24 protein-coding genes are annotated in these 22,206 nt (G+C 64.9%); 21 read left to right on the top strand and 3 right to left on the bottom strand.

Annotation, left to right across the window (positions count from 1 at the left end; translation table 11 throughout):
• Positions 1-210: 210 nt before the first annotated feature.
• Positions 211-864 carry a fructose-6-phosphate aldolase gene (gene fsa, locus ACXAHG_RS11555; RefSeq protein ID WP_475044842.1) on the bottom strand — a complete coding sequence of 218 codons (654 nt, stop codon included), beginning with the start codon at positions 862-864 and terminating at the stop codon, positions 211-213.
• 81 nt (positions 865-945) lie between these two features.
• Here fsa and ACXAHG_RS11550 point away from each other — a divergent pair, with 81 nt between their 5' ends.
• Complete coding sequence (locus ACXAHG_RS11550; protein ID WP_475057396.1) at positions 946-3,141, top strand: primosomal protein N'; 2,196 nt, start codon at positions 946-948, stop codon at positions 3,139-3,141.
• 139 nt (positions 3,142-3,280) lie between these two features.
• Here the strand turns inward: ACXAHG_RS11550 and ACXAHG_RS11545 are convergent, their stop codons facing one another.
• Positions 3,281-4,342 carry a YeeE/YedE family protein gene (locus tag ACXAHG_RS11545; protein ID WP_475057393.1) on the bottom strand — a complete coding sequence of 354 codons (1,062 nt, stop codon included), beginning with the start codon at positions 4,340-4,342 and terminating at the stop codon, positions 3,281-3,283.
• Between the two features lie 164 nt (positions 4,343-4,506).
• Between ACXAHG_RS11545 and ACXAHG_RS11540 the strand changes: the two genes are divergently transcribed.
• The 3 genes from ACXAHG_RS11540 (at position 4,507) to ACXAHG_RS11530 (ending at position 7,210) form a co-directional block, all read left to right on the top strand.
• Positions 4,507-5,742: an MFS transporter gene (locus tag ACXAHG_RS11540; RefSeq protein ID WP_475057390.1), complete on the top strand. Its 1,236-nt coding sequence runs from the start codon at positions 4,507-4,509 to the stop codon at positions 5,740-5,742.
• 147 nt (positions 5,743-5,889) lie between these two features.
• Entirely contained in the window at positions 5,890-6,762 is an 873-nt protein-coding gene (locus ACXAHG_RS11535) for a 50S ribosomal protein L11 methyltransferase (protein WP_475044838.1), read from the top strand.
• Between the two features lie 103 nt (positions 6,763-6,865).
• Positions 6,866-7,210 (top strand): hypothetical protein, encoded by a 345-nt coding sequence (locus ACXAHG_RS11530; protein WP_475057387.1) that lies wholly within the window; start codon positions 6,866-6,868, stop codon positions 7,208-7,210.
• 203 nt (positions 7,211-7,413) lie between these two features.
• Here the strand turns inward: ACXAHG_RS11530 and ACXAHG_RS11525 are convergent, their stop codons facing one another.
• Positions 7,414-7,632, bottom strand: coding sequence for a DUF1127 domain-containing protein (locus ACXAHG_RS11525; protein ID WP_475057384.1), 219 nt, complete (start codon positions 7,630-7,632; stop codon positions 7,414-7,416).
• Positions 7,633-7,959: 327 nt separating this feature from the next.
• On the opposite strand from ACXAHG_RS11525, the gene ruvC reads away from it, so the two are divergent.
• The 17 genes from ruvC to ACXAHG_RS11440 all read left to right on the top strand — a co-directional run.
• Complete coding sequence (ruvC, locus tag ACXAHG_RS11520) at positions 7,960-8,457, top strand: crossover junction endodeoxyribonuclease RuvC (protein WP_475057381.1); 498 nt, start codon at positions 7,960-7,962, stop codon at positions 8,455-8,457.
• Complete coding sequence (gene ruvA / locus ACXAHG_RS11515) at positions 8,454-9,143, top strand: Holliday junction branch migration protein RuvA (protein ID WP_475044835.1); 690 nt, start codon at positions 8,454-8,456, stop codon at positions 9,141-9,143. Before ruvC ends, ruvA begins: the two co-directional genes overlap by 4 nt.
• A 129-nt stretch (positions 9,144-9,272) precedes the next feature.
• The gene (ruvB, locus tag ACXAHG_RS11510) at positions 9,273-10,292 is read left to right on the top strand and encodes a Holliday junction branch migration DNA helicase RuvB (protein WP_475057557.1); all 1,020 of its coding nucleotides are present in this window, start codon (positions 9,273-9,275) and stop codon (positions 10,290-10,292) included.
• 132 nt (positions 10,293-10,424) lie between these two features.
• Positions 10,425-10,730, top strand: coding sequence for a MazG nucleotide pyrophosphohydrolase domain-containing protein (locus ACXAHG_RS11505; protein ID WP_475044831.1), 306 nt, complete (start codon positions 10,425-10,427; stop codon positions 10,728-10,730).
• Between the two features lie 297 nt (positions 10,731-11,027).
• Positions 11,028-11,693 (top strand): hypothetical protein, encoded by a 666-nt coding sequence (locus tag ACXAHG_RS11500; protein WP_475057378.1) that lies wholly within the window; start codon positions 11,028-11,030, stop codon positions 11,691-11,693.
• A complete protein-coding gene (thpR, locus tag ACXAHG_RS11495) occupies positions 11,693-12,235 on the top strand; it encodes an RNA 2',3'-cyclic phosphodiesterase (protein ID WP_475057375.1) in 543 nt (180 codons plus the stop codon). Before ACXAHG_RS11500 ends, thpR begins: the two co-directional genes overlap by 1 nt.
• A gap of 58 nt (positions 12,236-12,293) precedes the next feature.
• On the top strand, positions 12,294-12,677 hold the full coding sequence (ybgC, locus tag ACXAHG_RS11490) for a tol-pal system-associated acyl-CoA thioesterase (RefSeq protein ID WP_475057372.1): 384 nt from the start codon (positions 12,294-12,296) through the stop codon (positions 12,675-12,677).
• Positions 12,678-12,783: 106 nt separating this feature from the next.
• Positions 12,784-13,479 (top strand): protein TolQ, encoded by a 696-nt coding sequence (gene tolQ / locus ACXAHG_RS11485; RefSeq protein WP_475044823.1) that lies wholly within the window; start codon positions 12,784-12,786, stop codon positions 13,477-13,479.
• A gap of 4 nt (positions 13,480-13,483) precedes the next feature.
• On the top strand, positions 13,484-13,975 hold the full coding sequence (gene tolR, locus ACXAHG_RS11480; RefSeq protein WP_475057554.1) for a protein TolR: 492 nt from the start codon (positions 13,484-13,486) through the stop codon (positions 13,973-13,975).
• 15 nt (positions 13,976-13,990) lie between these two features.
• Positions 13,991-15,124: an energy transducer TonB gene (locus ACXAHG_RS11475; protein ID WP_475057369.1), complete on the top strand. Its 1,134-nt coding sequence runs from the start codon at positions 13,991-13,993 to the stop codon at positions 15,122-15,124.
• Positions 15,121-16,446, top strand: a complete 1,326-nt coding sequence (gene tolB, locus ACXAHG_RS11470; RefSeq protein WP_475044821.1) for a Tol-Pal system beta propeller repeat protein TolB — start codon at positions 15,121-15,123, stop codon at positions 16,444-16,446. Before ACXAHG_RS11475 ends, tolB begins: the two co-directional genes overlap by 4 nt.
• Before the next feature lie 92 nt (positions 16,447-16,538).
• Positions 16,539-17,045, top strand: coding sequence for a peptidoglycan-associated lipoprotein Pal (gene pal, locus ACXAHG_RS11465; RefSeq protein WP_475044819.1), 507 nt, complete (start codon positions 16,539-16,541; stop codon positions 17,043-17,045).
• Positions 17,046-17,049: 4 nt separating this feature from the next.
• Entirely contained in the window at positions 17,050-17,877 is an 828-nt protein-coding gene (ybgF, locus tag ACXAHG_RS11460) for a tol-pal system protein YbgF (RefSeq protein ID WP_475057367.1), read from the top strand.
• A complete protein-coding gene (tilS, locus tag ACXAHG_RS11455) occupies positions 17,874-19,127 on the top strand; it encodes a tRNA lysidine(34) synthetase TilS (RefSeq protein ID WP_475057364.1) in 1,254 nt (417 codons plus the stop codon). The genes ybgF and tilS overlap by 4 nt, the downstream gene beginning before the upstream one ends.
• Positions 19,128-19,206: 79 nt before the next feature.
• On the top strand, positions 19,207-21,120 hold the full coding sequence (gene ftsH / locus ACXAHG_RS11450; RefSeq protein ID WP_475044816.1) for an ATP-dependent zinc metalloprotease FtsH: 1,914 nt from the start codon (positions 19,207-19,209) through the stop codon (positions 21,118-21,120).
• A 164-nt stretch (positions 21,121-21,284) separates the two neighbouring features.
• Positions 21,285-21,860 carry an MOSC domain-containing protein gene (locus ACXAHG_RS11445; RefSeq protein WP_475057362.1) on the top strand — a complete coding sequence of 192 codons (576 nt, stop codon included), beginning with the start codon at positions 21,285-21,287 and terminating at the stop codon, positions 21,858-21,860.
• A gap of 186 nt (positions 21,861-22,046) precedes the next feature.
• Positions 22,047-22,206: formate--tetrahydrofolate ligase (locus ACXAHG_RS11440; protein ID WP_475057551.1), on the top strand; the 160-nt coding region annotated here is incomplete at its 3' end.

Here is a 22,206-nt window from a genome sequence, read left to right as displayed (position 1 = left end):
CCCGCGCCCGTTGGGCATGGCGCCGGGCTGCGGCCCGGCGCCTGCGGCGTGAAGCGCCGCTGCAGCGCGCCGAAAGGCGCGCTGCCGGGTCCAAGCCGCCAAGCAGTCCGGCAACAGCCGGGGCGCAGGGCTGCGCGGGAGGACTTTGCCTGCAAAGGAAAAGGCGCCCGGTTAAGGGCGCCTTTCCAGGCCTTGCGAACTTCAGGCCAATCAGAGGATCTTGATCTCTGCCGCCTTGATGTCGGCCAGGAAGGCGTCCAGGCCCTTATCGGTCAGCGGGTGGTTCACCATCGCCTTGATCACGGCGGGCGGGGCGGTGATCACATCGGCGCCGATGCGGGCCGAATCCAGCACATGGTTCACCGAGCGGATCGAGGCGGCCAGGATTTGCGTCTCAAAACCGAAGTTGTCATAAATGGTGCGGATGTCCTCGATCAGCTCCATGCCGTCCAGGTTGATGTCATCCAGACGGCCGATGAACGGCGAGATGAAGGTCGCGCCCGCCTTGGCTGCCAGCAGCGCCTGGTTGGCGGAGAAGCACAGGGTCACGTTCACCATGTGGCCATCGTCTGTCAGGGTTTTGCAGGCCTTCAGCCCGTCCCAGGTCAGCGGCACTTTCACCGCGATGTTCTCGGCGATCTCAACCAGCTTGCGGCCTTCGGCGATCATGGTGTCCGCATCGGTCGCGGTCACTTCCGCTGATACCGGCCCCTCGACCAGATCGCAGATCTCCTTGGTCACTTCGATGATGTCGCGGCCGGATTTCTTGATCAGTGACGGGTTGGTGGTGACACCGTCCACCATACCCAGATCGTTGAGCTCGGCAATGGCGCCGATCTCGGCGGTATCTACGAAGAATTTCATGGGGCAGTCCTTTGGATGGGTTGGCCTCGGTCGCTTCTGCCTTTACCTCATGGGATTACGGGCGGCAACATGGGCGGCAGCATGAGCGGGCAGGAGTTCTTTCAGGCAGGCGAGCGGGTCGGGGTGCTGACCACGCAACCCCTTGACCGGCTTCTGGATTACCGCGCGCCCGAGGGCGGCTGTTTCCTTGGCGCCTTTGTCGAAGTGCCCTTGGGCCCGCGCAAGGTGCTGGGCGTGGTCTGGGGGCCGGGCGCCGGGGACTTCGATTCGGCCAAGCTGCGCGCGGTGATCCGGGTGCTGGACGTGGCGCCGATGCGGGGTGAGATGCGCCAGTTCCTCGGAAAAGCCGCCGACTACACGCTGACCCCGATGCCCGCGATGCTGCGGCTGGCGACCCGCGCGCCGGGTCTTTCCGATCCGCCCTCAATGCGCAAGATCCTGCGCCGGGGCGACGGCGTTCCGGACCGGATGACTGATGCCCGTACAAGGGTGCTGGAGGTGCTGGAGCAATACGGCGGCCTCGCCTTCACGCCCAAGGAGCTCGCCGATATGGCAGATGTGACGCCATCGGTGGTGAAGGGGCTGGTGAAACAAGGCGCCCTGCGCGAGGAGGAAGCCCCCCGCGATACGCCCTATCCGCATCTGGATCCGGAGCTGCCCTCCAAGCAGCTGACCGAGGATCAGGCCAAGGCCGCTGCCACGCTGGCCGAAGGTGTCCACAGCGGGCGTTACGGCACCACGCTGCTGAAAGGTGTCACCGGCTCCGGCAAGACCGAGGTCTATCTGGAAGCCGTCGCTGCTGCTTTGCGCGCCGGGCGGCAGGCGCTGGTGCTGCTGCCGGAAATCGCGCTGACGGCCGAATTCCTCACCCGGGTGGAGGCACGCTTCGGTGCCAAACCGGCCGAATGGCACTCTGGCGCCACCATGACCGAACGCCGCCGGGTCTGGAAGATGGTCGGGCAGGGCGCGGCGCAGCTGGTGATCGGCGCGCGTTCGTCGCTGTTCCTGCCGTTCCGGGATCTGGGACTGATCATCGTCGATGAGGAGCACGACACCTCCTACAAGCAGGAGGACGGGGTCCTTTATAACGCCCGGGACATGGCGGTTCTGCGGGCAGCCATGTGTTCGGCGCAGGTGGTGCTGGCCTCCGCCACGCCGTCGCTGGAAACCTGGGCCAATGCCGAGGCCGGCAAGTACAACCGCCTGAACCTGACGTCGCGTTTCGGTGCCTCTGTGCTGCCCGACATGCGCGCGGTGGACATGCGCAGCGAAGACCTGCTGCCCTCAACCTGGATCTCGCCCACGCTGAAACAGGCGATGAAGCTGCGCATGGAACGGGGCGAGCAGTCGCTCTTGTTCCTCAATCGCCGCGGCTTTGCCCCGGTCACCATCTGCCGGGCCTGCGGCGCGCAGGTGGCCTGCGACCATTGCGACGCGCGGATGGTGGAGCACCGGTTCATGAAACGGCTGATGTGCCACCAGTGCGGCGAGACCAAACCGGTGCCGGAGGCCTGCCCCTCCTGCGAGGTGGAAGGCAAGATGGCCCCCGTCGGCCCCGGCATCGAGCGGCTGGCGGAAGAGGCCACGGGCCTGTTTCCGGAGGCGCGGATTGCGGTGCTCAGCTCCGACCTGTTCGGCTCCGCAAGGGCGCTGAAGCAGAGGATTGAGGAAATCGCAGCAGGCGAGGCCGACATCATCCTCGGCACCCAGCTGGTTGCCAAGGGACACAACTTCCCGCTGCTGACTCTGGTGGGGGTGATTGATGCCGATCTTGGCCTGCAAGGCTCCGACCTGCGCGCCGCAGAGCGCACCTTTCAGCTGATGCGCCAGGTGGCGGGCCGGGCGGGCCGCGCCGAGCGGCCCGGTGAGGCGCTGATGCAGACTTTCCAGCCCGAACACCCGGTGATCCGGGCGATCCTGTCCGGCGATGAAGAAAGCTTCTGGAAGGCGGAAGCGGCCGAGCGCCAGGCGGCCGGTGTTCCGCCCTATGGCAGGATGGCCGGGATCATCCTGTCGGGGCCGGATCTGGCGGCGGTCTTTGACCTCGGCAATGCGATGGCCCGCAATGACGGCCCCCTGCGCCAGATCGGCGCCCAGCTGTTCGGCCCGGCACCGGCCCCCATTGCCCGCGTCCGCGGCCGCCACCGGGTGCGTCTGCTGGTCAAGGCGCCGAAAGGCGTGCCCTTGCAGGAGGCGATTGCCCGCTGGACGGCGCCGCTGCGTCTGAAGGGGGATTTGCGGCTGAGCATCGACATCGACCCGCAGAGCTTTTTCTGAGGCCAGGGTGGCGGGGGCGCTGCCCCCGGCCCTTGCGGGCCTCCCCCGGGATACTTGGGGCCAGAAGAAGAGGGGATCTTTTCTTCTTCTGGCTTCAAATATCCCGGAGCGCGAGGCAGAGCCTCGCATAAAATGCCTGTCAGGCGCTTGCGGTTTCAACTGGAGCACGGGTCAGAATGCTGGTTGCCATGGCGCCGATCCACATGAAGAACAGCGCCGCCCAAGCCGTTCCAACAAAGATCGACCCGCCGGTGACACCAGCGCCAATGGCGCAGCCGCCCGCCAGCATGCCGCCAAACCCCATCAGCGCAGCACCGGTCATTGCCTTGCGCATGGTGGCAGCATCGTCAAAGGCCTGCAGCTTCATTTCTCCAGCCAGGGCGGCAGCCATCATCGCGCCGATGAACACGCCAGGCACCAGACCGATGTCGAATTCCAGTACCGCGCCGCGGTCCAGGAAGAACATCAGCGTATGCGCCGAGGGGCCGGTGAAGGTGGCGCTTTCGATTTGCACCGGGTCAAAGGCCACCTGGCTCAGCGCATAGGTCAGCACCCAGCCTAAGGCGACGGCAAACCCAACGCCGGAGGCAAAGACCAGCCGTGCCGGGCCGATCCGGTTCCGGCGCGCCAGCACCAGCGCCAGCGCTGCTGTGCCCATACCCAGCACCAGCCCGCCGGTTTGCGGCAGGCCGAGGGCGGCCAGCAGGTCCAGGTTGCGGCCGCCTTCGGTGATCCACAATCGAGCCAGCGAGTCCCGGGCCGGCGACAACAGGCCAGAGAGGCTCATCTGCGCCACCACTGCGAAGATCAGTCCGGACACCACCGAGCGCAGATTGCCGGTGGCCGCCAGCACCAAAAGCCTCCCCGAGCAGCCGCGTGCCAGCACCATGCCGCAGCCGAACATCAGCCCGCCGAGGATGGCGCCGGACCAGCTGCCGGGCACCGCCATCATCCGGGCGTCGGCGCTTTCCATCAGCCCCAAGAGCTGCGCTGCCTGTACCCAGACCACGGCAGTGGAGAAGGTCAGCAGCCAAACTGCCACCTTGTCCCCCAGCCGGCCGCTGGCGAATTCTACCGTTGCCGCCCGCAGGCAGAAGCGGGACCGCTGTGCGGCGGCTCCGAACACTATGCCGGTGGCAAGGCCCAGCAGCGCCGCTGCCGGTGCTTCGCCGATGCGGTCAGCCAGGGGCACCAGATCCATCACACACCTCCAAATTCACGAAATTGCATATGTGATTTCAGGCGCGGCTGTCTTGATGCAGATCAGAAACCGCCCTGCGCCGGTTTCTGCGCGCTGATGCGAGGGTCGGTGTGCAGGCCGTCTTTGCCCTCGCCAAAGGCTCCGGACAGGCGTACATCCAGGGCATGTTCAAACCGATGCCCCTGCATGAGGCGCAAGGCCTCCCGTTCTGGCGCCGCCCCGTGACGCTCTTGTTCCTGATGGCGCTGGCGATGCCCATTGCCTTCAACGCCTGGAGCGCGCTGCTCAACAACTTCGTGATCGAAGCGGCGCAGTTTGATGGCGCCGATATCGGCCTGCTGCATACGGTGCGGGAGATCCCGGGCTTCCTGGCGGTGGGGGTGATTGCCGTCATCCTGTTCATCCGCGAGCAGGTGCTGGGTCTGATCTCGCTGATGCTGCTGGGGGTGGCCACGGCTGTAACCGCCTGGTTCCCAAGCTTGGGCGGGCTGTTGATGGTGACGCTGCTCAGCTCGATCGGCTTTCACTACTACGAGACGGTGAACCAATCGCTGCAGCTGCAATGGCTCAGCAAGGAGAAAGCACCGCAGACGCTGGGCTGGCTGGTGGCGGCAGGCTCTGCTGCGACGCTGGTGGTCTATGGCCTCATCGTGCTGACCTGGGACCGGTTCGATCTGGCCTATAACACGGTTTTCCTGGCGGCAGGCGGGGCAACGGCGCTGATTGCGCTCATCGCGCTCTTTGCCTACCCGCAGTTTGACGCACCGCACCCGCAGACCAAGAAACTGATCCTGCGCAAACGCTATTGGCTGTACTACGCGCTGCAGTTCATGGCCGGTGCGCGGCGGCAGATCTTTGTGGTCTTTGCCGGCTTCATGATGGTCGAGAAATTCGGTTTCGACGTGCATGAGCTGACCGGGCTCTACCTGATCAACCTGGTGATCAACATGACCGTGGCGCCGATGCTGGGCAAGGCGGTGGCGGTCTTTGGTGAACGCCGCACGCTGATCTTTGAATACGCCGGTTTGGCGATTGTCTTTGCGGCTTACGGCGGCATCTACTGGTTCGGCTGGGGCGTGGTGATTGCGGCGGTGCTTTATGTGGTGGACCACGTGCTGTTTGCCCTGGCGCTTGCGCTCAAGACCTATTTCCAGAAGATCGCTGATCCGGGCGACATCGCCCCTACGGCGGCGGTGGCCTTTACCATCAACCATATCGCGGCGGTGTTCCTGCCGGTGCTTCTGGGCCTCCTGTGGGTGTATTCGCCGGGTCTGGTCTTTGCCCTGGCGGCTGCGATGGCGCTGATTTCGCTGGCGTTGTCGCTGCTGATCCCGCGCCACCCTGAACCGGGCAACGAGACCATCTTCAGCAAATATGCCCGGCCCGCGCCGGCCGAATGACCCTGCAGCCCCGTTGCGCAAGCCGCGGGGCGAGCGCCCGCGCACGGGGGTGAGCGCGGGCGCTGCCCGGCCTTGCGGCCGGGCGGGGCGCTTGACGCGGGGCGCGTGTCAGCCTAGGCGCTGAGCAACAGTTTCAGGAGAGACGCCATGACCACCTTCACCGCCCTCACCACTCTTCCCGGAAAAGCCCAGGCCGAAGCGCTGGGCGAAGCCATGGAACGGCTGAACCCGGAACCCACTGGTGTCGGCGTCTTTGAGATGGAAGACGGCTCCGGCCTGTGGGAAGTGGGCGGCTATTTCACCGAAGCGCCGGATGAGGCGGGCCTGGCGCTGCTGGCCGCGATGCATGAGGCCAAGCCCTTTGTGGTCTCCGAGGTGCCGGAAACCGACTGGGTCGCCCATGTGCGCCGTGAGCTGGCACCGGTCGAGGCGGGCCGGTTCTTTGTCTATGGCTCCCATGATGCTGACAAGCTGCCGGAGGGCCGCATCCCGCTGCTGATCGAGGCGGCGATGGCGTTCGGCACCGGCCACCACGGCACCACGCTCGGCTGCCTCAAGGCGCTGGACCACCTGCTGGACCAGGGGTTTCGTGGCGAAAAAGTGGCCGATATCGGCTGCGGCACCGCGGTGCTGGCAATGGCCGCGGCGCGGGTCTGGGACGGTGCGATTCTTGCCAGCGACATTGACGAGGTTGCGGTCGAAGTCGCCGAGGCGAATTTGAAGGCCAACGGCATGGAAGGGCAGGTTGCCTGCCTGGAGGCGGCCGGTTTCGATCATCCCGACCTGCAGGCGCAGGCGCCCTATGACCTCATCTTCGCCAATATTCTGAAGGGGCCGCTGGTCGCTTTGGCGCCGGATCTGGCGGCGAATCTGCGTCCTGGCGGCTATGCGATTCTCTCTGGCATTCTGAACGAGCAGGCCGATAGCGTGGCCGAAGTTTATGCACAGAACGGCATCAATCCGGAGCGCCGGGACGAAATTGGTGAATGGACAACGTTACTTCTCCGTAAAGCGGGTTGATTAAAACAAGTTTGCGGCGAATTTGAATGGTTCGCCGCATTTCTGCCGCATTCTGAGCCAACAATGGGCTATCCGCTGGTGGGGGCCAGTTCGGAGGCGAGTTATGGGGGAAGACCGTAACCAGTTCCAGGCGCGTTTGAAGCAGATCAACCGCAAGCATGAAGCCTTGTCTGGGGGCTATTCGGCAAAGCTGCGGCCGGACGGGCTGCTGGTGGTGAAGCCGCACAGGGTGCAGTCGCGGATCTCGGGCCGCACCGTGATCTTTTTCCTTGCAGCATTTCTGATGTTCAAGGGCTTTCTGATGGCAGCACTTGGCTTTGGCAGCTACGATGAGCGGGTGCAGACCCTTGCCGTGGGCACCGGGCTTGAACGGGCCGGGGCCTTTGTGATGCAGGCGGACCCGCTATCGGTATTGATCGCTCAAAAGATCGGACCCATCCTGCGCTGATGGGCTGCCCTGGCGGAGTGTTCCGCCCGGGATCCAGCTGTGGGGGCTGAAAGGGCCGCTGGCGGGGGGAGCCGGCGGCTCTTTTTAATCGGCAAGGCGGCTGCCGCACTTGCAGGCCGGCAATAAAAAACGCCGCGGCCTTTTCAGGTCCGCGGCGTTTCCCTATTCGCCCCGAGGGAGGAGGCAGGGCGGAATCAGGTGTCTCAGAGGACGGTTTTGCCGGTGGCCACGCCTTCGATGTCACCGCGGCACATGCCGATATCGGCCAGCTCGCGGTCGGACAGGCCGGACAGCGCGTTGCGGGTTGCACGGGCGTCGTTCCAAGCGGCAATGGCGCCGGTTGCAGCGGCGGCCAGTGCGCCGATGCGGCCAAACAGGCCGGTGGAACCATAGGTGGTACGGGTGGTGTCAAAAGCGGCCATGTCCTTGTCCTCTGATTAGGTGTTAGCAAGCGTTCGCGTCATTGCGATGAGCCGCATCTAGTGCCGGGTGATTTCCGCAGCAAGGCCCGAATTTGCATGTGTCATATGCGCTGTGCGCATAGCTTTGCGCCTTATAAACAAGGGCTAAACGCTTGGTTGCCCAATTGTGGCGAAAGTGTCGGTGCAGCATAGGCAACTGGTCGGTTTCAGGCGTCATTTCCGCCGGGACGCAATTGCCGCGCGAGGGAAAGCAATTGGACATGTTCGCGTTTTGTGCTAGCCGTAGGGAAAATAATTTTGAACAAGCAGGCAGGGACCGGGCAGATCATGCGGATTTTGGGAATTGATCCGGGGTTGCGGAACCTTGGATGGGGCGTGATCGAATCGCGCGGCACCAGGCTGAGCCATGTTGCCAACGGCGTCTGCACCTCTGACGGCGACGATCTGGGCGAGCGTCTTTTGTCGCTGCACAATCAGGTCTCCGAGATCATAGAAGACTATGCACCGGATCAGGCGGCGATCGAACAGACCTTTGTGAACAAGGACGGCGCCGGCACGCTGAAGCTGGGCCAGGCGCGCGGCGTTGCGCTGCTGACGCTGGCCAAGGCCGGACTGCCGGTGGGCGAATACGCTCCGAACCGGGTCAAGAAAACCGTGGTGGGCGTAGGCCACGCCGAAAAGGAGCAGGTCATGCATATGGTCAAGCTGCAGCTGCCCGGCTGTTTGCCCAAGAACGCGGATGCGGCAGATGCGCTGGCGATTGCCATCTGCCACGCTTATTACGGCGGCACGCAGCAGCGCCAGCTGAGGGAGAAGCGCGCATGATCGGCAAGCTGACAGGCCGTCTTGACTACCGGGCGCAGGATCATGTGCTGATCGACGTGCGTGGCGTCGGCTATATTGTCTATTGCTCCGACCGCACCATGGCGGCGCTGCCTGGGCCGGGTGATCCGGTGGCGCTCTATACGGACATGGTGGTGCGCGAGGATCTGATGCAGCTCTATGGCTTTACCTCGCTGGTGGAGAAAGAATGGCACCGCTTGCTGACCTCGGTGCAGGGGGTTGGGGCCAAGGTCTCTCTGGCCATCCTAGGCGCCTTGGGGCCGGATGGCGTGAGCCGGGCAATTGCGCTGGGCGACTGGGCTTCGGTCAAGGCGGCCAAGGGTGTTGGTCCCAAGACGGCGCAGCGCATCGTGCTGGACCTCAAGGACAAGGCGCCCGGCGTGATGGCGATGGGCGGCACCGTGGTGGACGCGATGGACGGCCCGGGGCTGGAGGTGATCGAGGACGCCGATCCCGCGCCTGCTGCGAAGCCGGCCCGCAAGGCGCCGCCTAAGAAACCCAGCGGCGCGGCGGCAGCCTCCGCCGGGGCGCTGTCGGCCTTGGGCAATCTCGGCTATGGTCCCTCGGACGCAGCAGCGGCGGTGGCAGAAGCCGCCGCCACTTATCCGGATGCGGATGAGGCAGAACTGATCCGCGCCGCGCTGCGCCTGCTGGCGCCGAAGGGGTGAGGCGTATGGGCGTTAAATTTCAATGTATCGCTCGGCCGATAGGCCGGGCAGCGCCCGACCGCCCCCATGGGCGGGCGCTTTGCTTCCGCCCGCGGCCGGGCGCTGCCCTTTATGCCAGGGGAAATGACTATGATTGACGCCGATCCCGCCCTGCGCCCTGACCCCTTACCTGAGGACAACGACCGCGCCCTGCGTCCGCAGGGCCTTGGCGAGTTCATCGGCCAGGCCGAGGCCCGCGCCAACCTGCGCGTCTTCATCGAAAGCGCCCGCCGCCGCGGCGAGGCGATGGACCACACGCTGTTCCACGGCCCTCCGGGCCTCGGCAAGACCACCCTGGCCCAGATCGTTGCGCGCGAACTGGGAGTGAACTTCCGCATGACCTCCGGACCGGTGCTGGCCAAGGCCGGCGACCTGGCGGCAATCCTCACCAACCTGGAAGCCCGTGACGTCTTGTTCATCGACGAAATCCACCGTCTGAACCCGGCAGTGGAGGAGGTGCTCTACCCGGCGATGGAGGATTTCGAGCTGGATCTGGTGATCGGCGAAGGCCCCGCCGCGCGCACCGTGCGGATTGAGCTGCAGCCCTTTACTCTGGTCGGCGCCACCACCCGCATGGGGCTGCTGACCACGCCCCTGCGCGACCGCTTTGGCATCCCGACCCGGCTGCAGTTCTACACCATCGACGAGCTGTTTGAGATTGTCAGCCGCAACGCCCGTAAGCTGGGCGCCCCGGCCGATGACGCCGGTGCCCGCGAGATCGCGCGGCGCGCAAGGGGAACGCCAAGGATTGCCGGGCGGCTCCTGCGCCGCGTGGTGGACTTTGCGGTTGTCGAGGGCGACGGCACCATCACCCGGGAACTGGCCGATGGCGCCTTGACCCGGCTGGGGGTGGATCAGCTTGGGCTCGATGGCGCCGACCGCCGCTATCTGAAACTGATTGCCGAAAACTACGGCGGCGGGCCGGTGGGGATCGAGACGATCTCGGCGGCCTTGTCGGAAAGCCGGGATGCGCTGGAGGAGGTGATCGAGCCCTATCTGCTGCAGCAGGGGCTGATCCAGCGCACACCGCGCGGCCGGATGCTGGCGCAGAAGGCCTGGACGCACCTGGGCATGGCGCCGCCACGCAGTCAGAACGATTTGTTCGGGTGACACCGGGGTGTGCCACTATAAGTTGTGTCAGTGACTCTGCCCCAATGTTTCGCGCGCGAAACATACGGTCATAGGTGCTGACCTTTTTTGAGGCGGCTCAATCTGGTTTCCCGCGGCCCGCAGGAGGAAAGCATGACGCAAGGGGGCACTGTTTCGGAACTGACGGATCTGGCCCGCCAGGTTGCCGCGATCTATGCCGGGCGGTTCGGGATTGAGCGAGATCCGGCCTGGTACCTGGGTAAGATGACGGAAGAGCTGGGCGAGGTTGCCTCGGCCTATCTGAAGCTGGCGGGGCAGGGCCGCGGGGAGGCTGCACGGCAGGATCTGGAAGATGAAATTGGTGATCTGCTCGGTTTTCTTCTGCTGTTTGCCGATTGGCAGGGAATAGATGCCGCTGCGGCCTTGCAGCGCAAATGGGGAAGGTACCTGCAGGAGTAGCAGGGTCCCGCCCGGCACGGCGGCATCGCAGATGCCTTGCGCCAGTTGGGCCGGGCGCCGCGCTGGCGCGCGGCGTGCCTCCGGCGGGGATATTTGCGGCAAGAGGAAGGCGCAGCGCATGGCCTGTCTGCTGGAAGGATCTAGCGGGCTGTCCGGAACCGCGCCGCGCCAGTGGCGCCGGGCCCAAGGCTGCTTGCGGCCGCCTGGCGCAGCCAGGGGGGCGGGCAGGCGCGGGAGCTCCCCCTTGCCGCGGCGCGCGCCAGGCGGCATAGACGGGGCAGTACCAAGGAGACGCAAATGACCGCCCAGTTGCCAGACCTGACGCCGGAACAGATTGAAGCCCTGTTCACCCGCCATGACGGCTCTTACGCCTTTGCCCGCTGGGGGCGGCCGGTGGCGCCGATCGTGTTCGGGGTTCAGGACGAGACCCTGAAAACCGTCAAGGGCGCCTTGGAGGCGGTGATGACCTTGGCGGGCCATCAGATGGCCGAGACGGATCCGGAGCTGGGCTCGAACCTGATGTTCTTCTTCTTCCTGGACTGGGATGAGCTGCTGGCGGTTCCAGACCTGGACCGGCTGATTCCGGGGTTGCAGGAGCTGGTTGGACGGCTGAAAGAGGCGGATGCCAGCCAGTACCGCGCCTTCCGCTTTGACGATCAGGGCGGGATCAAGGCGGCGTTTGTGTTCCTGCGGATGAAGGGCGCCCTGGCGCAGATGCCGGCCGAGACCCTGGCGCTGACCCAGGCGGTGCAGGTGGCGCTGATGTGGGGCGATGGTGCCTTTGCAGAGGCCTCGCCGCTGGCAGTGATCCCGGAAACCGGTGCCACCATCCTGCGGCCGGAGATCGCCGGGGTGATCGCCGCGGCCTATGACCGGATGATGCCGGTTGCGGCAGAGGATAAATCCCACGCCCTGCGCTTGTTTGCGCGGCTGCAGGCGCCGGCGGAACCGCCGCAGGGCTGATGCGCGCCTTTGTCGGCCTGCCGCTGCCGGACGCAGCCCTGGACGCGCTGGAACGGGTGCAGGAAGGGCTGACCGTGGGGCGGCATGTCCCGGCAGAATACATGCACCTGACGCTGGCTTTCCTTGATGACCAGCCAGAGGCCGCGCTGCAGGCCTTGCATCAGCTGCTGGCAGAAATCAGCGCGCCGCCATTGACGCTGGCCTTCAGCGGGCTGGACACTTTTGGCGGCAAGCTGCCGCGGGTGTTGGCGGCGGAGGTGCGGAAAACGCCGGAGCTGGCGCATCTGCGCGACCGGGTCCGCAGCGCTTGCCGCCAAGCCGGTATCGATCTGCCCCGCGAACGCTTCCGCCCGCATGTGACGATGGCGCGGTTCCCCCGGCACATGGAGGCCGGGCGAGTCGAAAAAATAGCCCGCTGTCTGGCCGCAGCAGCGGATTTCAAGCTGGAGTGCGAAGCAGACAGTTTGGCGCTGTTCCAGTCCACGCTGGCCCCAGAGGGTGCGCGCTATGACGTTTTGGCGGAATATCCGCTGGAAGGGTGAGCCGCTTGCAGCGGTTTGGCGCGGCTTTTAGGGTGCGGGCAAGCGTAAGGAGCAGGCAATGGATCACCAATTCCCCGTCCGGGTCTACTACGAGGACACCGACATGGGCGGGATCGTCTACCACGCCAATTACCTTCGGTTCATCGAACGCGCGCGCAGCGACTGGGTGCGCGGGATCGGCATTGATCAAAACGCCATGCGCGAGGCCGGGCTGATCTATGTGGTGCGCCGGATCGAGGTGGATTACCTGGCGCCCGCAAAGTTCGACGAGGAGCTGGTGGTCACGACGTCGCTGCAAAGCCTGACCCCCGCCAGGATGACCCTGAATCAGGAAGTCGCGCGGGACGGTCAGCCGTTGTTCCGCGCCCTGGTCACCATCGTTTGCATCACCACGGGCGGCAAACCGGCCCGGCTTCCGGCAGAGATTCGCGCATTGCGGTAACATTTGGCGCAAGGCCGCCTGTTTTAATGGCCTTTGCCATTGAACTGCGCTAGCTTCGCGTCAAATAAGGCCGGATAAACGGCCGGGACATCGTAGAGCAGGCGGAATGGAAGCAGAAACTCTGGCGCTGGCGCAGGAGATTGATTTCTCCATGTGGGGCCTTTTCGCGCGGGCCACCGTAACCGTGAAACTGGTGATGCTGATGCTGATCGTGGCCTCGGTCTGGTCTTGGGGCATCATCATTCAGAAGATGATCAACTACCGCAAGGCGCGGCAGGAGGCGGACGCTTTCGACCGGGCGTTCTGGTCCGGAAACCCCTTGGATGAGCTGTTTGAGCGGCTGGGGGCGGAGCCTCCGGGCCAGGCAGCGCGGATTTTCTCCGCCGGGATGAGCGAATGGCGCCGCAGCCACCGCAGCGACGGCGGGCTGATCCCGGGCGCCCAGGCGCGCATTGACAGGTCGATGGATGTGGCGATCGCCAAGGAAACCGAAGGCCTGCAAAGCGGGCTGTCGGTGCTGGCGACCGTTGGTTCCACCGCGCCCTTTATCGGTCTTTTTGGCACCGTCTGGGGCATTATGACTGCCTTTATTGAGATTGCCGAGCAGCAGAATACTAACCTGGCCGTGGTGGCGCCGGGCATTGCCGAGGCGCTGATGGCGACCGGGCTGGGCCTGCTGGCGGCGATCCCGGCGGTGGTTTTCTACAACAAGCTGAGCGCGGACAGCGACCGCATCATCGGCGGCTATGAGGCCTTTGCCGATGAGTTCGCCACCATCCTCAGCCGCCAGCTGGACTCCTGACGCCATGGGCGCCGCAGTCCAGCAGCCGCAGGGCGGCGGCGACCGCCGCCGGGGACGCCGCCGCCGCAGCGGGCGGCCGATGTCCGAAATCAACGTGACGCCGTTTGTGGATGTCATGCTTGTGCTGCTCATTATCTTCATGGTGGCAGCGCCGCTGATGACCGTGGGTGTGCCGGTGGAGCTGCCCAAGACCGCAGCCGGGGCCTTGCCGGGCGACGAGGAAGAGCCGCTGACCGTCACCATAACGGCCGAGGGCGGGGTGGAGATACAAACCACCCCGGTGGCGCGGGATGAACTGGTGGCCAAATTGCGGGCGATTGCGGCGGAGCGGTCTTCGGACCGGGTATTCCTGCGGGCGGATGGGCGGATTGCCTATGCGGAAGTTATGCAAGTGATGGGCGCGCTGAACGCGGGCGGGTTTTCCAACGTGGGGCTGGTGACGGATACAGGCGGCCCGGCCTTGGACGGGTGGCAAGCCGAAGGCACGGGGCAGTAGGCGGGGACGCACGGGGTGCAGACCGGAACCAAAATCTCGCTGGCAGGCCATGGGCTGTTGATGACCTGGGTTGTCTTCGGCGCCTGGTTCCCGTCCGAACCTTTGCCGTCCAACGTGCAGCAGGTGGCGCTGATCTCAGCCGAGCAGTTCGAGAAGCTCAGCCAGCAGCGCCAGGCGCCGCAGGTGTCGCCAGAGCCTGCGCCGCTGAATGAACCTGCAGAGGTGCAGCCCGCGCCGGAGCCAGCGCCGCAGCCGGATCCGGAGCCGGAGATCACCCAGCCCGAACCGGTCCCCCCGGCTGAGCCGGATCCGCAGGTGGCGGAATTGCCCGAACCGCAGCCGGAACCCGTAGTGCCGGATACGCTGCCTGCCGCCGCCGAGGAGCCGGAGATCGCAGCGCTGGTGCCGCAGCTGCGCCCGGAAACCGCGCCGCGCCCGGTAGACCGGGTCGCGCCGGAGCCTGTGGCGCCGCCGGAGCCGGACACCAGGATCGACGACATCGTCAAGCCAGAGGTGGCACCGGATGAAGGGGCTGAAACCGAGCAGGAGGTGCAGGAGGCAACTGCACGCGAAGCGGCCAGCGACCGGATCGTGACGGAGGAGAACGAGGGCGAGGACGTCGCGGCCTCTGCCGCGCCGGAGGTGTCGGTACGGCCTCGCACCCGGCCCGCGCGTCCGCAGCCACAGCCGGAACGGGTCGTAGAGGCGGCGCAGCCCGCAGAACCCGAAGAACCCGTGCGGGATGATACCCCGTCTGCCGTCGAGGATGCCTTGGCCGAGGCCCTGGCAGGCGGCGCGGATGTAGAGGCGCCGGAACCCTCTGGCCCGCCGCTGACACTGGGCGAGAAAGACGCCCTGCGGGTTGAGGTCTCGCGCTGCTGGAACGTGGGCGCGCTGTCCACCGATGCGCTGAAGACGACCGTGGTCGTCGGGGTGTCGCTGAAACAAGACGGCAAGCCAGAGACCGGCACCATCCGGATGCTGTCGAGCACTGGAGGATCGTCCTCGGCGGCAAAACAGGCTTATGAGGCGGCCCGGCGGGCAATTATCCGCTGCGGGGCCAGGGGATTTCAGCTTCCCCCTGAAAAATATGCGCAATGGCGCGATATTGAAATGACATTCAATCCGGAAAGGATGCGGATCAAATGAGGAATTTTCTGGCAGCTCTCCTGATCGGGGCCTCGGCACTGTCCGGTGCCAGCGCGGCGGCGGCGCAGAACGGCCCGCTCCGCATTGAGATTGATCAGGGCGTGATCGAACCCTTGCCCTATGCGGTGCCGGATTTCGTGCCGGAAACCGCTGCGGCTGCGGAATATGCCGCGCAGATCGCGCGGGTGGTGGCAGCCGACCTGAGCGGCACCGGCTTGTTCCGGGAAGTGCCGGCCAGCGCGCATATTTCCAAGGTGACCGGTTTTGACAACCCGGTGAAATTTGCCGACTGGAAGGCGGTAAACGCGCAGGCTCTGATCACCGGTGCGGTCAGTGTGACCGGCAACCGGCTGACGGTGCGGTTCCGCGGCTATGACGTGTTTGCGGAAAAACCGCTGGAAAGCGCGCTGCAGTTTTCCGGCACCACCGATGGCTGGCGGCGGATGGCGCATAAGGTGGCCGATGCGATCTACAGCGAGATCACCGGCGAGAGCGGCTATTTCGACAGCCGGGTGGTCTATGTCTCGGAAAGCGGCCCCAAGAACGACCGGCGCAAGCGGCTGGCGATCATGGACTACGACGGCGCCAATGTGCAGTATCTGACCAATAGCGCCGCCATCGTGCTGGCGCCGCGGTTTTCGCCCACTGGCGACCGGGTGCTTTATACCAGCTATGAAAGCGGCTTTCCGCAGATCCATGTGCTGGATGTGGGCCAGGTGCAGCGCAAGATCCTGTCCAGCGGCGACGGCATCATGAGCTTTGCCCCGCGCTTTGCGCCGGATGGGCGCACGGTAGTTTATTCGCAGACCCAGGGCGGCAATACCGACCTCTATTCGATGGATATCTCCACCGGAGCCAAGTCCCGGCTGACCTCCGCCCCCTCGATCGAAACCGCGCCCTCTTTCTCGCCGGACGGCTCGCAGGTTGTGTTCGAAAGCGACCGTTCCGGCAGCCAGCAGCTTTATGTGATGCCTGCCGGCGGCGGCGAGGCGCGGCGGATCAGTTTCGGCCAGGGGCGGTATGGCACCCCGGTGTGGTCGCCGCGCGGCGACCTGATTGCCTTTACCAAGCAAAACAAGGGCCGGTTCCACATCGGCGTGATGCGCACCGACGGCAGCGAGGAGCGGCTGCTGACCGCCTCTTTCCTGGACGAGGGGCCGACCTGGGCACCCAACGGCCGGGTGATCATGTTCACCCGGGAAAGCCAGGGCAGCACCGGACGGGCGCTGCTTTATTCGGTGGATATCACCGGGCGCAACCTGAAGCCGGTCAAAACGCCGGACGGCGCTTCGGACCCGGCCTGGTCGCCGTTGCAAAGGTAAATGAACCGTTATGGCGGGGATACCCGCATAGAACCACCCCCGGGCTTGTGCTAGTTTCGGGTCAAGAAACAAGAATGGGATAGGCAGACGATATGAGCGGTTTGAAATTGGCAATGGCGGCTGTTGCCGTTCTGGGCCTTGCGGCCTGCAGCAACAACCCTTGGAATGACGATCTGAACGGCGGTGCCGGGGCAGGCGGTGCCGGCGCCGGGGCAGGCGCGCTGGATCCGGCCAGCCCGGCCTATTTCCAGCAGACCGTCGGCGACCGGGTGCTGTTTGCGGTGGATCAGTCCACGCTGTCGCCCGCCGCCCAATCCACCCTGCAGGGCCAGGCGCGCTGGCTGACCCAGAACGCGGACTATGTGGTCACAATCGAGGGCCACGCGGACGAGCAGGGCACCCGCGAGTACAACCTTGGCCTGGGCGCCAAACGCGCCAATGCGGCACGGGAATTCCTGATTTCCCAAGGCGTTGCAGGCAGCCGGATCAAGGTTGTGAGCTACGGCAAGGAGCGCCCGCTGGAAATCTGCTCGGACGAGACCTGCTATTCCAAGAACCGCCGCGCGGTCACCGTGCTGGCGGGCGGGCTGACGGGGTAACGCCATGAAATCTCTTCGCACTGCGCTTTTGGCAACCGTGATGCTGCTGCCGCTGCCGCTGGCGGCGCAGGACCAGCAGACCCTGGCGGACATCCGCCAGGAGCTGACCGTGCTGCATGTGGAAATCCAGCGTCTCAAGCGGGAGCTGTCGACCACCGGGTCACCGTCGGCGGATGTCTCCGGCAATACGGTGCTGGACCGCGTCGCTGCGATCGAGAGCGAATTGCAGCGGCTGACCCTGCAGACCGAAGAGATGACCCACAGAATCGACCGGATCGTCAGCGATGGCACCAACCGGATCGGCGATCTGGAGTTCCGCCTGGTGGAACTGGAAGGCGGTGATGTCGGCGCCCTGGGCGAGACCACCACGCTGGGCGGCGGCGAATTGCCGCCTGCCGGCACTGCAGGTGCGCAGCCGGGTGACAGCGGCACCGCGGGCAGTGAGCTGGCGGTCGGCGAGCAGGCGGATTTCGACGCCGCTGAAAACCTGCTGGCCGAAGGCCTGTACCAGGACGCGGCAGAGAAGTTTGCGGCCTTCAACCAGGCCTATCCGGGCAGCCCGCTGGCGCCGGCGGCTGAATTCAGCCGGGGCAAGGCGCTGGATGGGCTGGGGGACACCCGCGAAGCCGCCCGGGCTTATCTTGCGGCCTTCACCGGCAACTCCGTAGGGCCGGTGGCGCCACAGGCGCTGTTTGAACTGGGGGCTGCTCTGGGGCGGCTTGGACAGACCGATCAGGCCTGTGTGACCCTGTCGGAAGTCGGGGTGCGGTTCCCGGGCGGAGCCCAGGAGAGCGAGGCTCTGGCGGAGATGGCCAAGCTGGGATGTTCTTGACGGGCATGAAACGCGATATCCTGGCGGTGGTGCGCAACCAGTTCCGGTCCGCGCTGCCGGACAGGCTGGGCATTGCAATCTCTGGCGGCGGTGATTCGATGGCGCTGCTGCATCTGCTTCACGACTGTTTTGCGCAAGGCGGGCCGCAGCTATATGCGGCGACTGTGAACCACGGGCTGCGCCCGGAGGCAGCGGCGGAAGCCCGGGCAGCGGGCGCTGCGGCTGGAAAGCTGGGCATCTGCCATGAGGTGCTGCATTGGGAAGGCGGGCCGCAGGCTGGCAACCTGCAGAATCAGGCCCGCGAAGCCCGGTACCGCCTGTTGACCGGCTGGGCGCAGCAGCAGGGGATCCCGGTGCTGGCGCTAGGCCATACGGCCGATGATCAGGCGGAAACGGTCTTGATGCGGATGGCACGGGCGTCTGGCGTGACCGGCCTGTCCGGCATGGCGGAGCGGCGCACGCATAATGGTGTCACTCTGCTCAGGCCGCTTCTGGATGTCACCCGGGACGAACTGCGCGGTTACCTGCAGGGGCGCGGTATCGAATGGTCAGAGGATCCTAGCAACGAAGATACCAGATTCGAGCGGATCCGGGTGCGGCGCGCCTTGGAGGAACTGGCGCCGCTGGGGCTGACGCCGGAGGTGCTTGCCAAGGTCGCCCGCAACATGACCAAGGCCCGCGAGGCGCTGGACTGGTATGTTTTCCTGGCTGCCCGCGACCTTGCGCATCTTCAGGCCGGCGCCGTGGTGCTGTGCCAGCGCAAGTTCCGCACGCTGCCCAGTGAAATCAGCCACCGGCTTCTGGTGCGCGCGGTTCAGTGGATTTCCGCCGCTCCCTATCCGCCGCGCCGGGTGCCGATGGAAAAAGCAGTCCTGGCGGCCCGCAGCGGTGGTTCCGTGACGCTGTCCGGCTGCCGCCTGCTGACCACAACCAAGCAGATTTGGGTGTGCCGCGAGTACAACAGGGTGAGCACGCTGACGGCTGCGCCGGGCCGGACCTGGGACGGGCGCTGGAAGGTTTATGGCGGTGACGCAAAGGGATGCGAGATCCGGGCCTTGGCGCGCGCAGGCCTGCAGAGCTGCCCGGAGTGGCGCGCCGCAGGTGTTCCCGGCGCAGTGCTGGAGGCCACGCCGGCCCTTTGGCGCGGCGATGAACTGATCGCGGCGCCGGCGGCTGGTCTGGGCAACGGGTGGTCGGCTGAAACCACCGGAACCGAAGAAGAGTTCTTTGCATCCCTTTTATCGCATTGAACCTGCCCGAATGATCCTTATTTTAAGCACAACGCAGGCGCGCCCCGGCGGCGTGCCTATCTGATAGGGAGAACTTTCCTTGGGCAACGCTCGCAATATCGCCTTTTGGGTTGTTCTGTTTCTGCTGATCCTGGCGCTGTTCAATCTGTTCAGCGGTTCCGGCAGCACGATGCAGAGCCGTGAACGCACTTTCTCGGACTTCGTGGCTTCGGTTGAGTCCGGCAACGTGAATAGTGTCACTCTGGACGGGGAACAGGTGCGCTACACCACCTCGGATGGCCAAAACTATGTCACCATCAAGCCGGGCGATGCAGAAGTCACCTCGCTGCTGATCGAAAAGAACATTCCGGTGCGCGCTGAAAAGCAGCAGCAGTCGGGCTTTCAGTCTTTCCTGATCACGCTCCTGCCGTTCCTGCTGCTGATTGGAGTATGGATCTACTTCATGAACCGGATGCAGGGCGGCGGCAAAGGCGGCGCCATGGGATTCGGTAAATCCAAGGCCAAGATGCTGACTGAGAAGCACGGCCGCGTCACCTTTGACGACGTGGCAGGCATCGACGAGGCCAAGGAAGAGCTGGAAGAGATTGTCGAGTTCCTGCGCAACCCGCAGAAATTCTCGCGCCTCGGCGGCAAGATCCCCAAGGGCGCGCTGCTGGTCGGCCCTCCGGGCACTGGTAAGACGCTTCTGGCCCGCGCCATTGCAGGCGAGGCCGGGGTGCCGTTCTTCACCATCTCCGGCTCCGACTTTGTCGAGATGTTCGTCGGCGTCGGCGCCTCCCGCGTCCGCGATATGTTCGAGCAAGCTAAGAAAAACGCGCCCTGTATCGTCTTTATCGACGAGATCGACGCGGTGGGCCGTCACCGCGGCGCCGGTTACGGCGGCGGCAATGACGAGCGCGAGCAGACCCTGAACCAGCTGCTGGTGGAAATGGATGGTTTTGAGGCCAACGAAGGCGTCATCATCCTGGCCGCCACCAACCGCAAGGACGTGCTGGACCCGGCGCTGCTGCGCCCCGGCCGATTTGACCGCAACGTGACTGTTGGCAACCCCGACATCAAAGGCCGCGAAAAGATCCTTGGCGTCCATGCGCGCAAGACCCCGCTAGGTCCCGACGTGGACCTGCGCATCATCGCCCGCGGTACGCCGGGTTTCTCCGGTGCCGACCTGGCCAACCTTGTGAACGAGGCCGCGCTTATGGCCGCCCGCGTCGGCCGCCGCTTTGTCACCATGGAAGATTTCGAATCGGCCAAGGACAAGGTGATGATGGGGGCCGAGCGCCGCTCGATGGTGCTGACCCAGGATCAGAAGGAAAAAACCGCCTACCACGAGGCCGGACACGCCGTTGTCGGCCTGGAACTGCCGCTGTGCGATCCTGTCTATAAGGCAACGATCATCCCGCGCGGCGGTGCTTTGGGCATGGTGGTCAGCCTGCCTGAGATGGACCGCCTGAACTACCACCGGGATGAATGCCAGCAGAAACTGGCGATGACCATGGCAGGCAAGGCGGCGGAAGTCATCAAATATGGTGAGGACCACGTCTCCAACGGCCCGGCCGGCGACATCCAGCAGGCCAGCCAGCTGGCCCGCGCCATGGTGCTGCGCTGGGGCATGTCGGACAAGGTCGGCAACATCGACTATGCCGAAGCCCACGAAGGCTACTCCGGCAACACTGCGGGTTTCTCCGTGTCCGCCAATACCAAGGAGCTGATCGAGGAAGAGGTCAAACGCTTCATCCAGCAAGGCTATGAACAGGCGCTGGAGATCCTCAAGGACAAGAATGAGGAATGGGAGCGTCTGGCGCAGGGCCTTCTGGAATACGAAACCCTGACCGGCGACGAGATCAAGCGGGTGATGAACGGCGAGCCGCCACAGGCCGGCGACGACGAGGATGACAGCGAGGATCAGGGCAATGCCTCGGTCACCGCTATCCCCAAGGCGAAGCCCAAGAAGACCCCGCCAGAAGGCGGGATGGAGCCTGAGCCCTCCGCCTGACCCCCCCAAAGCTCTGACCCCCGGATGCCGCTGGTTTCCGGGGTTTTTTCATTCCCGGCACTGAACTGCGGGAACACAAAAATGCATCGCGCCACTACTGGCGCCGGCCCGCGCCGCCTGTATGCTCGCCGGAACATCAAAGAGATAAGCGGGGGAGAGCGGGCATGCCGGTGCTGCGGAAGACGGAATTCACGGGAGAGATCACCTGGCTGGGGCATGTGCCTGCGGACAGCGGCTTGCAGGCGGTGCCGTCAGATCAACTGGGTCTGGGGTTTGCTGGCATCGCCGGCGGGCGCCATGAGGGCGAAAACCGTGCCGCCTGTGTGCGGGTCCGGAATCTGTACCCGGAAGGCACCGAAATCCGCAACGTGCGCCAAGTGACCGTCCTGTCGGAAGAGGAACTGGTGCTGATCGCGGCGGATATGGGTATGGACAGCGTCGATCCTGCGCATCTGGGCGCCACCATCGTGCTGCGCGGCATCCCGGACTTCACCTTTGTGCCGCCGTCCTCGCGACTGCAGGGGCCGGATGGGATGACGCTGACTGTAGACATGGAAAACCGCCCCTGCGTGCTGCCGGGCCGGGAGATCGAGAAGGATCACGCAGGCTTTGGCGCCCGTTTCAAACCCGCCGCGCAGAATCGCCGGGGAATCACCGCCTGGATCGAATGCCCTGGCAGCCTGTCGCTGGGCAGCGAACTTGCGCTCTTTGTTCCGGATCAGCGCGCCTGGGCGCCCTAGGGGCACATTTCGGGGAATTCCGTTTCCTTTAAGGAACCACCGCAGAGCTTGCGAAAGACCCCACGCCGCTTCACGGCAGGATAATGTCGGAAATCACGCGCGTGTTTTGCCGCAGATTGGCTACACCTAGCGCCAATCCGGCATTCTGTGCCGGCGATTGTATGCAAACTCAGCAGGAACCTTGCCATGAGCTACAAGAGTGACATTGAGATTGCGCGTGAAGCGCAGAAGAAGCCGATCCAGGAGATTGGTGCGAAGATCGGGATTTCGAACGACGATCTGCTGCCCTACGGCCATGACAAGGCGAAGGTGTCGCAGAGCTTCATCAACTCCGTTCAGGACAAGG

The sequence above is a fragment of the Leisingera sp. ABD4_442 genome, assembly GCF_056160905.1.
This window is presented reverse-complemented; position numbering and strand designations above follow the sequence as displayed.

Excerpts from the sequence above, each read along its gene's own strand:
- ACXAHG_RS11550 (WP_475057396.1), top strand. The coding sequence starts at position 946 with ATGAGCGGGCAGGAGTTCTTTCAGGCAGGCGAGCGGGTCGGGGTGCTG.
- ruvC (WP_475057381.1), top strand. The coding sequence starts at position 7,960 with ATGCGGATTTTGGGAATTGATCCGGGGTTGCGGAACCTTGGATGGGGC.
- tolB (WP_475044821.1), top strand. The coding sequence starts at position 15,121 with ATGAGGAATTTTCTGGCAGCTCTCCTGATCGGGGCCTCGGCACTGTCC.
- pal (WP_475044819.1), top strand. The coding sequence starts at position 16,539 with ATGAGCGGTTTGAAATTGGCAATGGCGGCTGTTGCCGTTCTGGGCCTT.
- ACXAHG_RS11505 (WP_475044831.1), top strand. The coding sequence starts at position 10,425 with ATGACGCAAGGGGGCACTGTTTCGGAACTGACGGATCTGGCCCGCCAG.
- ACXAHG_RS11535 (WP_475044838.1), top strand. The coding sequence starts at position 5,890 with ATGACCACCTTCACCGCCCTCACCACTCTTCCCGGAAAAGCCCAGGCC.
- tolR (WP_475057554.1), top strand. The coding sequence starts at position 13,484 with ATGGGCGCCGCAGTCCAGCAGCCGCAGGGCGGCGGCGACCGCCGCCGG.
- ACXAHG_RS11530 (WP_475057387.1), top strand. The coding sequence starts at position 6,866 with ATGGGGGAAGACCGTAACCAGTTCCAGGCGCGTTTGAAGCAGATCAAC.
- thpR (WP_475057375.1), top strand. The coding sequence starts at position 11,693 with ATGCGCGCCTTTGTCGGCCTGCCGCTGCCGGACGCAGCCCTGGACGCG.
- ACXAHG_RS11545 (WP_475057393.1), bottom strand. The coding sequence starts at position 4,342 with ATGGATCTGGTGCCCCTGGCTGACCGCATCGGCGAAGCACCGGCAGCG.
- ruvB (WP_475057557.1), top strand. The coding sequence starts at position 9,273 with ATGATTGACGCCGATCCCGCCCTGCGCCCTGACCCCTTACCTGAGGAC.
- ruvA (WP_475044835.1), top strand. The coding sequence starts at position 8,454 with ATGATCGGCAAGCTGACAGGCCGTCTTGACTACCGGGCGCAGGATCAT.
- ybgC (WP_475057372.1), top strand. The coding sequence starts at position 12,294 with ATGGATCACCAATTCCCCGTCCGGGTCTACTACGAGGACACCGACATG.
- ACXAHG_RS11525 (WP_475057384.1), bottom strand. The coding sequence starts at position 7,632 with ATGGCCGCTTTTGACACCACCCGTACCACCTATGGTTCCACCGGCCTG.
- ACXAHG_RS11500 (WP_475057378.1), top strand. The coding sequence starts at position 11,028 with ATGACCGCCCAGTTGCCAGACCTGACGCCGGAACAGATTGAAGCCCTG.
- ACXAHG_RS11445 (WP_475057362.1), top strand. The coding sequence starts at position 21,285 with ATGCCGGTGCTGCGGAAGACGGAATTCACGGGAGAGATCACCTGGCTG.
- tolQ (WP_475044823.1), top strand. The coding sequence starts at position 12,784 with ATGGAAGCAGAAACTCTGGCGCTGGCGCAGGAGATTGATTTCTCCATG.
- ACXAHG_RS11540 (WP_475057390.1), top strand. The coding sequence starts at position 4,507 with ATGTTCAAACCGATGCCCCTGCATGAGGCGCAAGGCCTCCCGTTCTGG.
- fsa (WP_475044842.1), bottom strand. The coding sequence starts at position 864 with ATGAAATTCTTCGTAGATACCGCCGAGATCGGCGCCATTGCCGAGCTC.
- ybgF (WP_475057367.1), top strand. The coding sequence starts at position 17,050 with ATGAAATCTCTTCGCACTGCGCTTTTGGCAACCGTGATGCTGCTGCCG.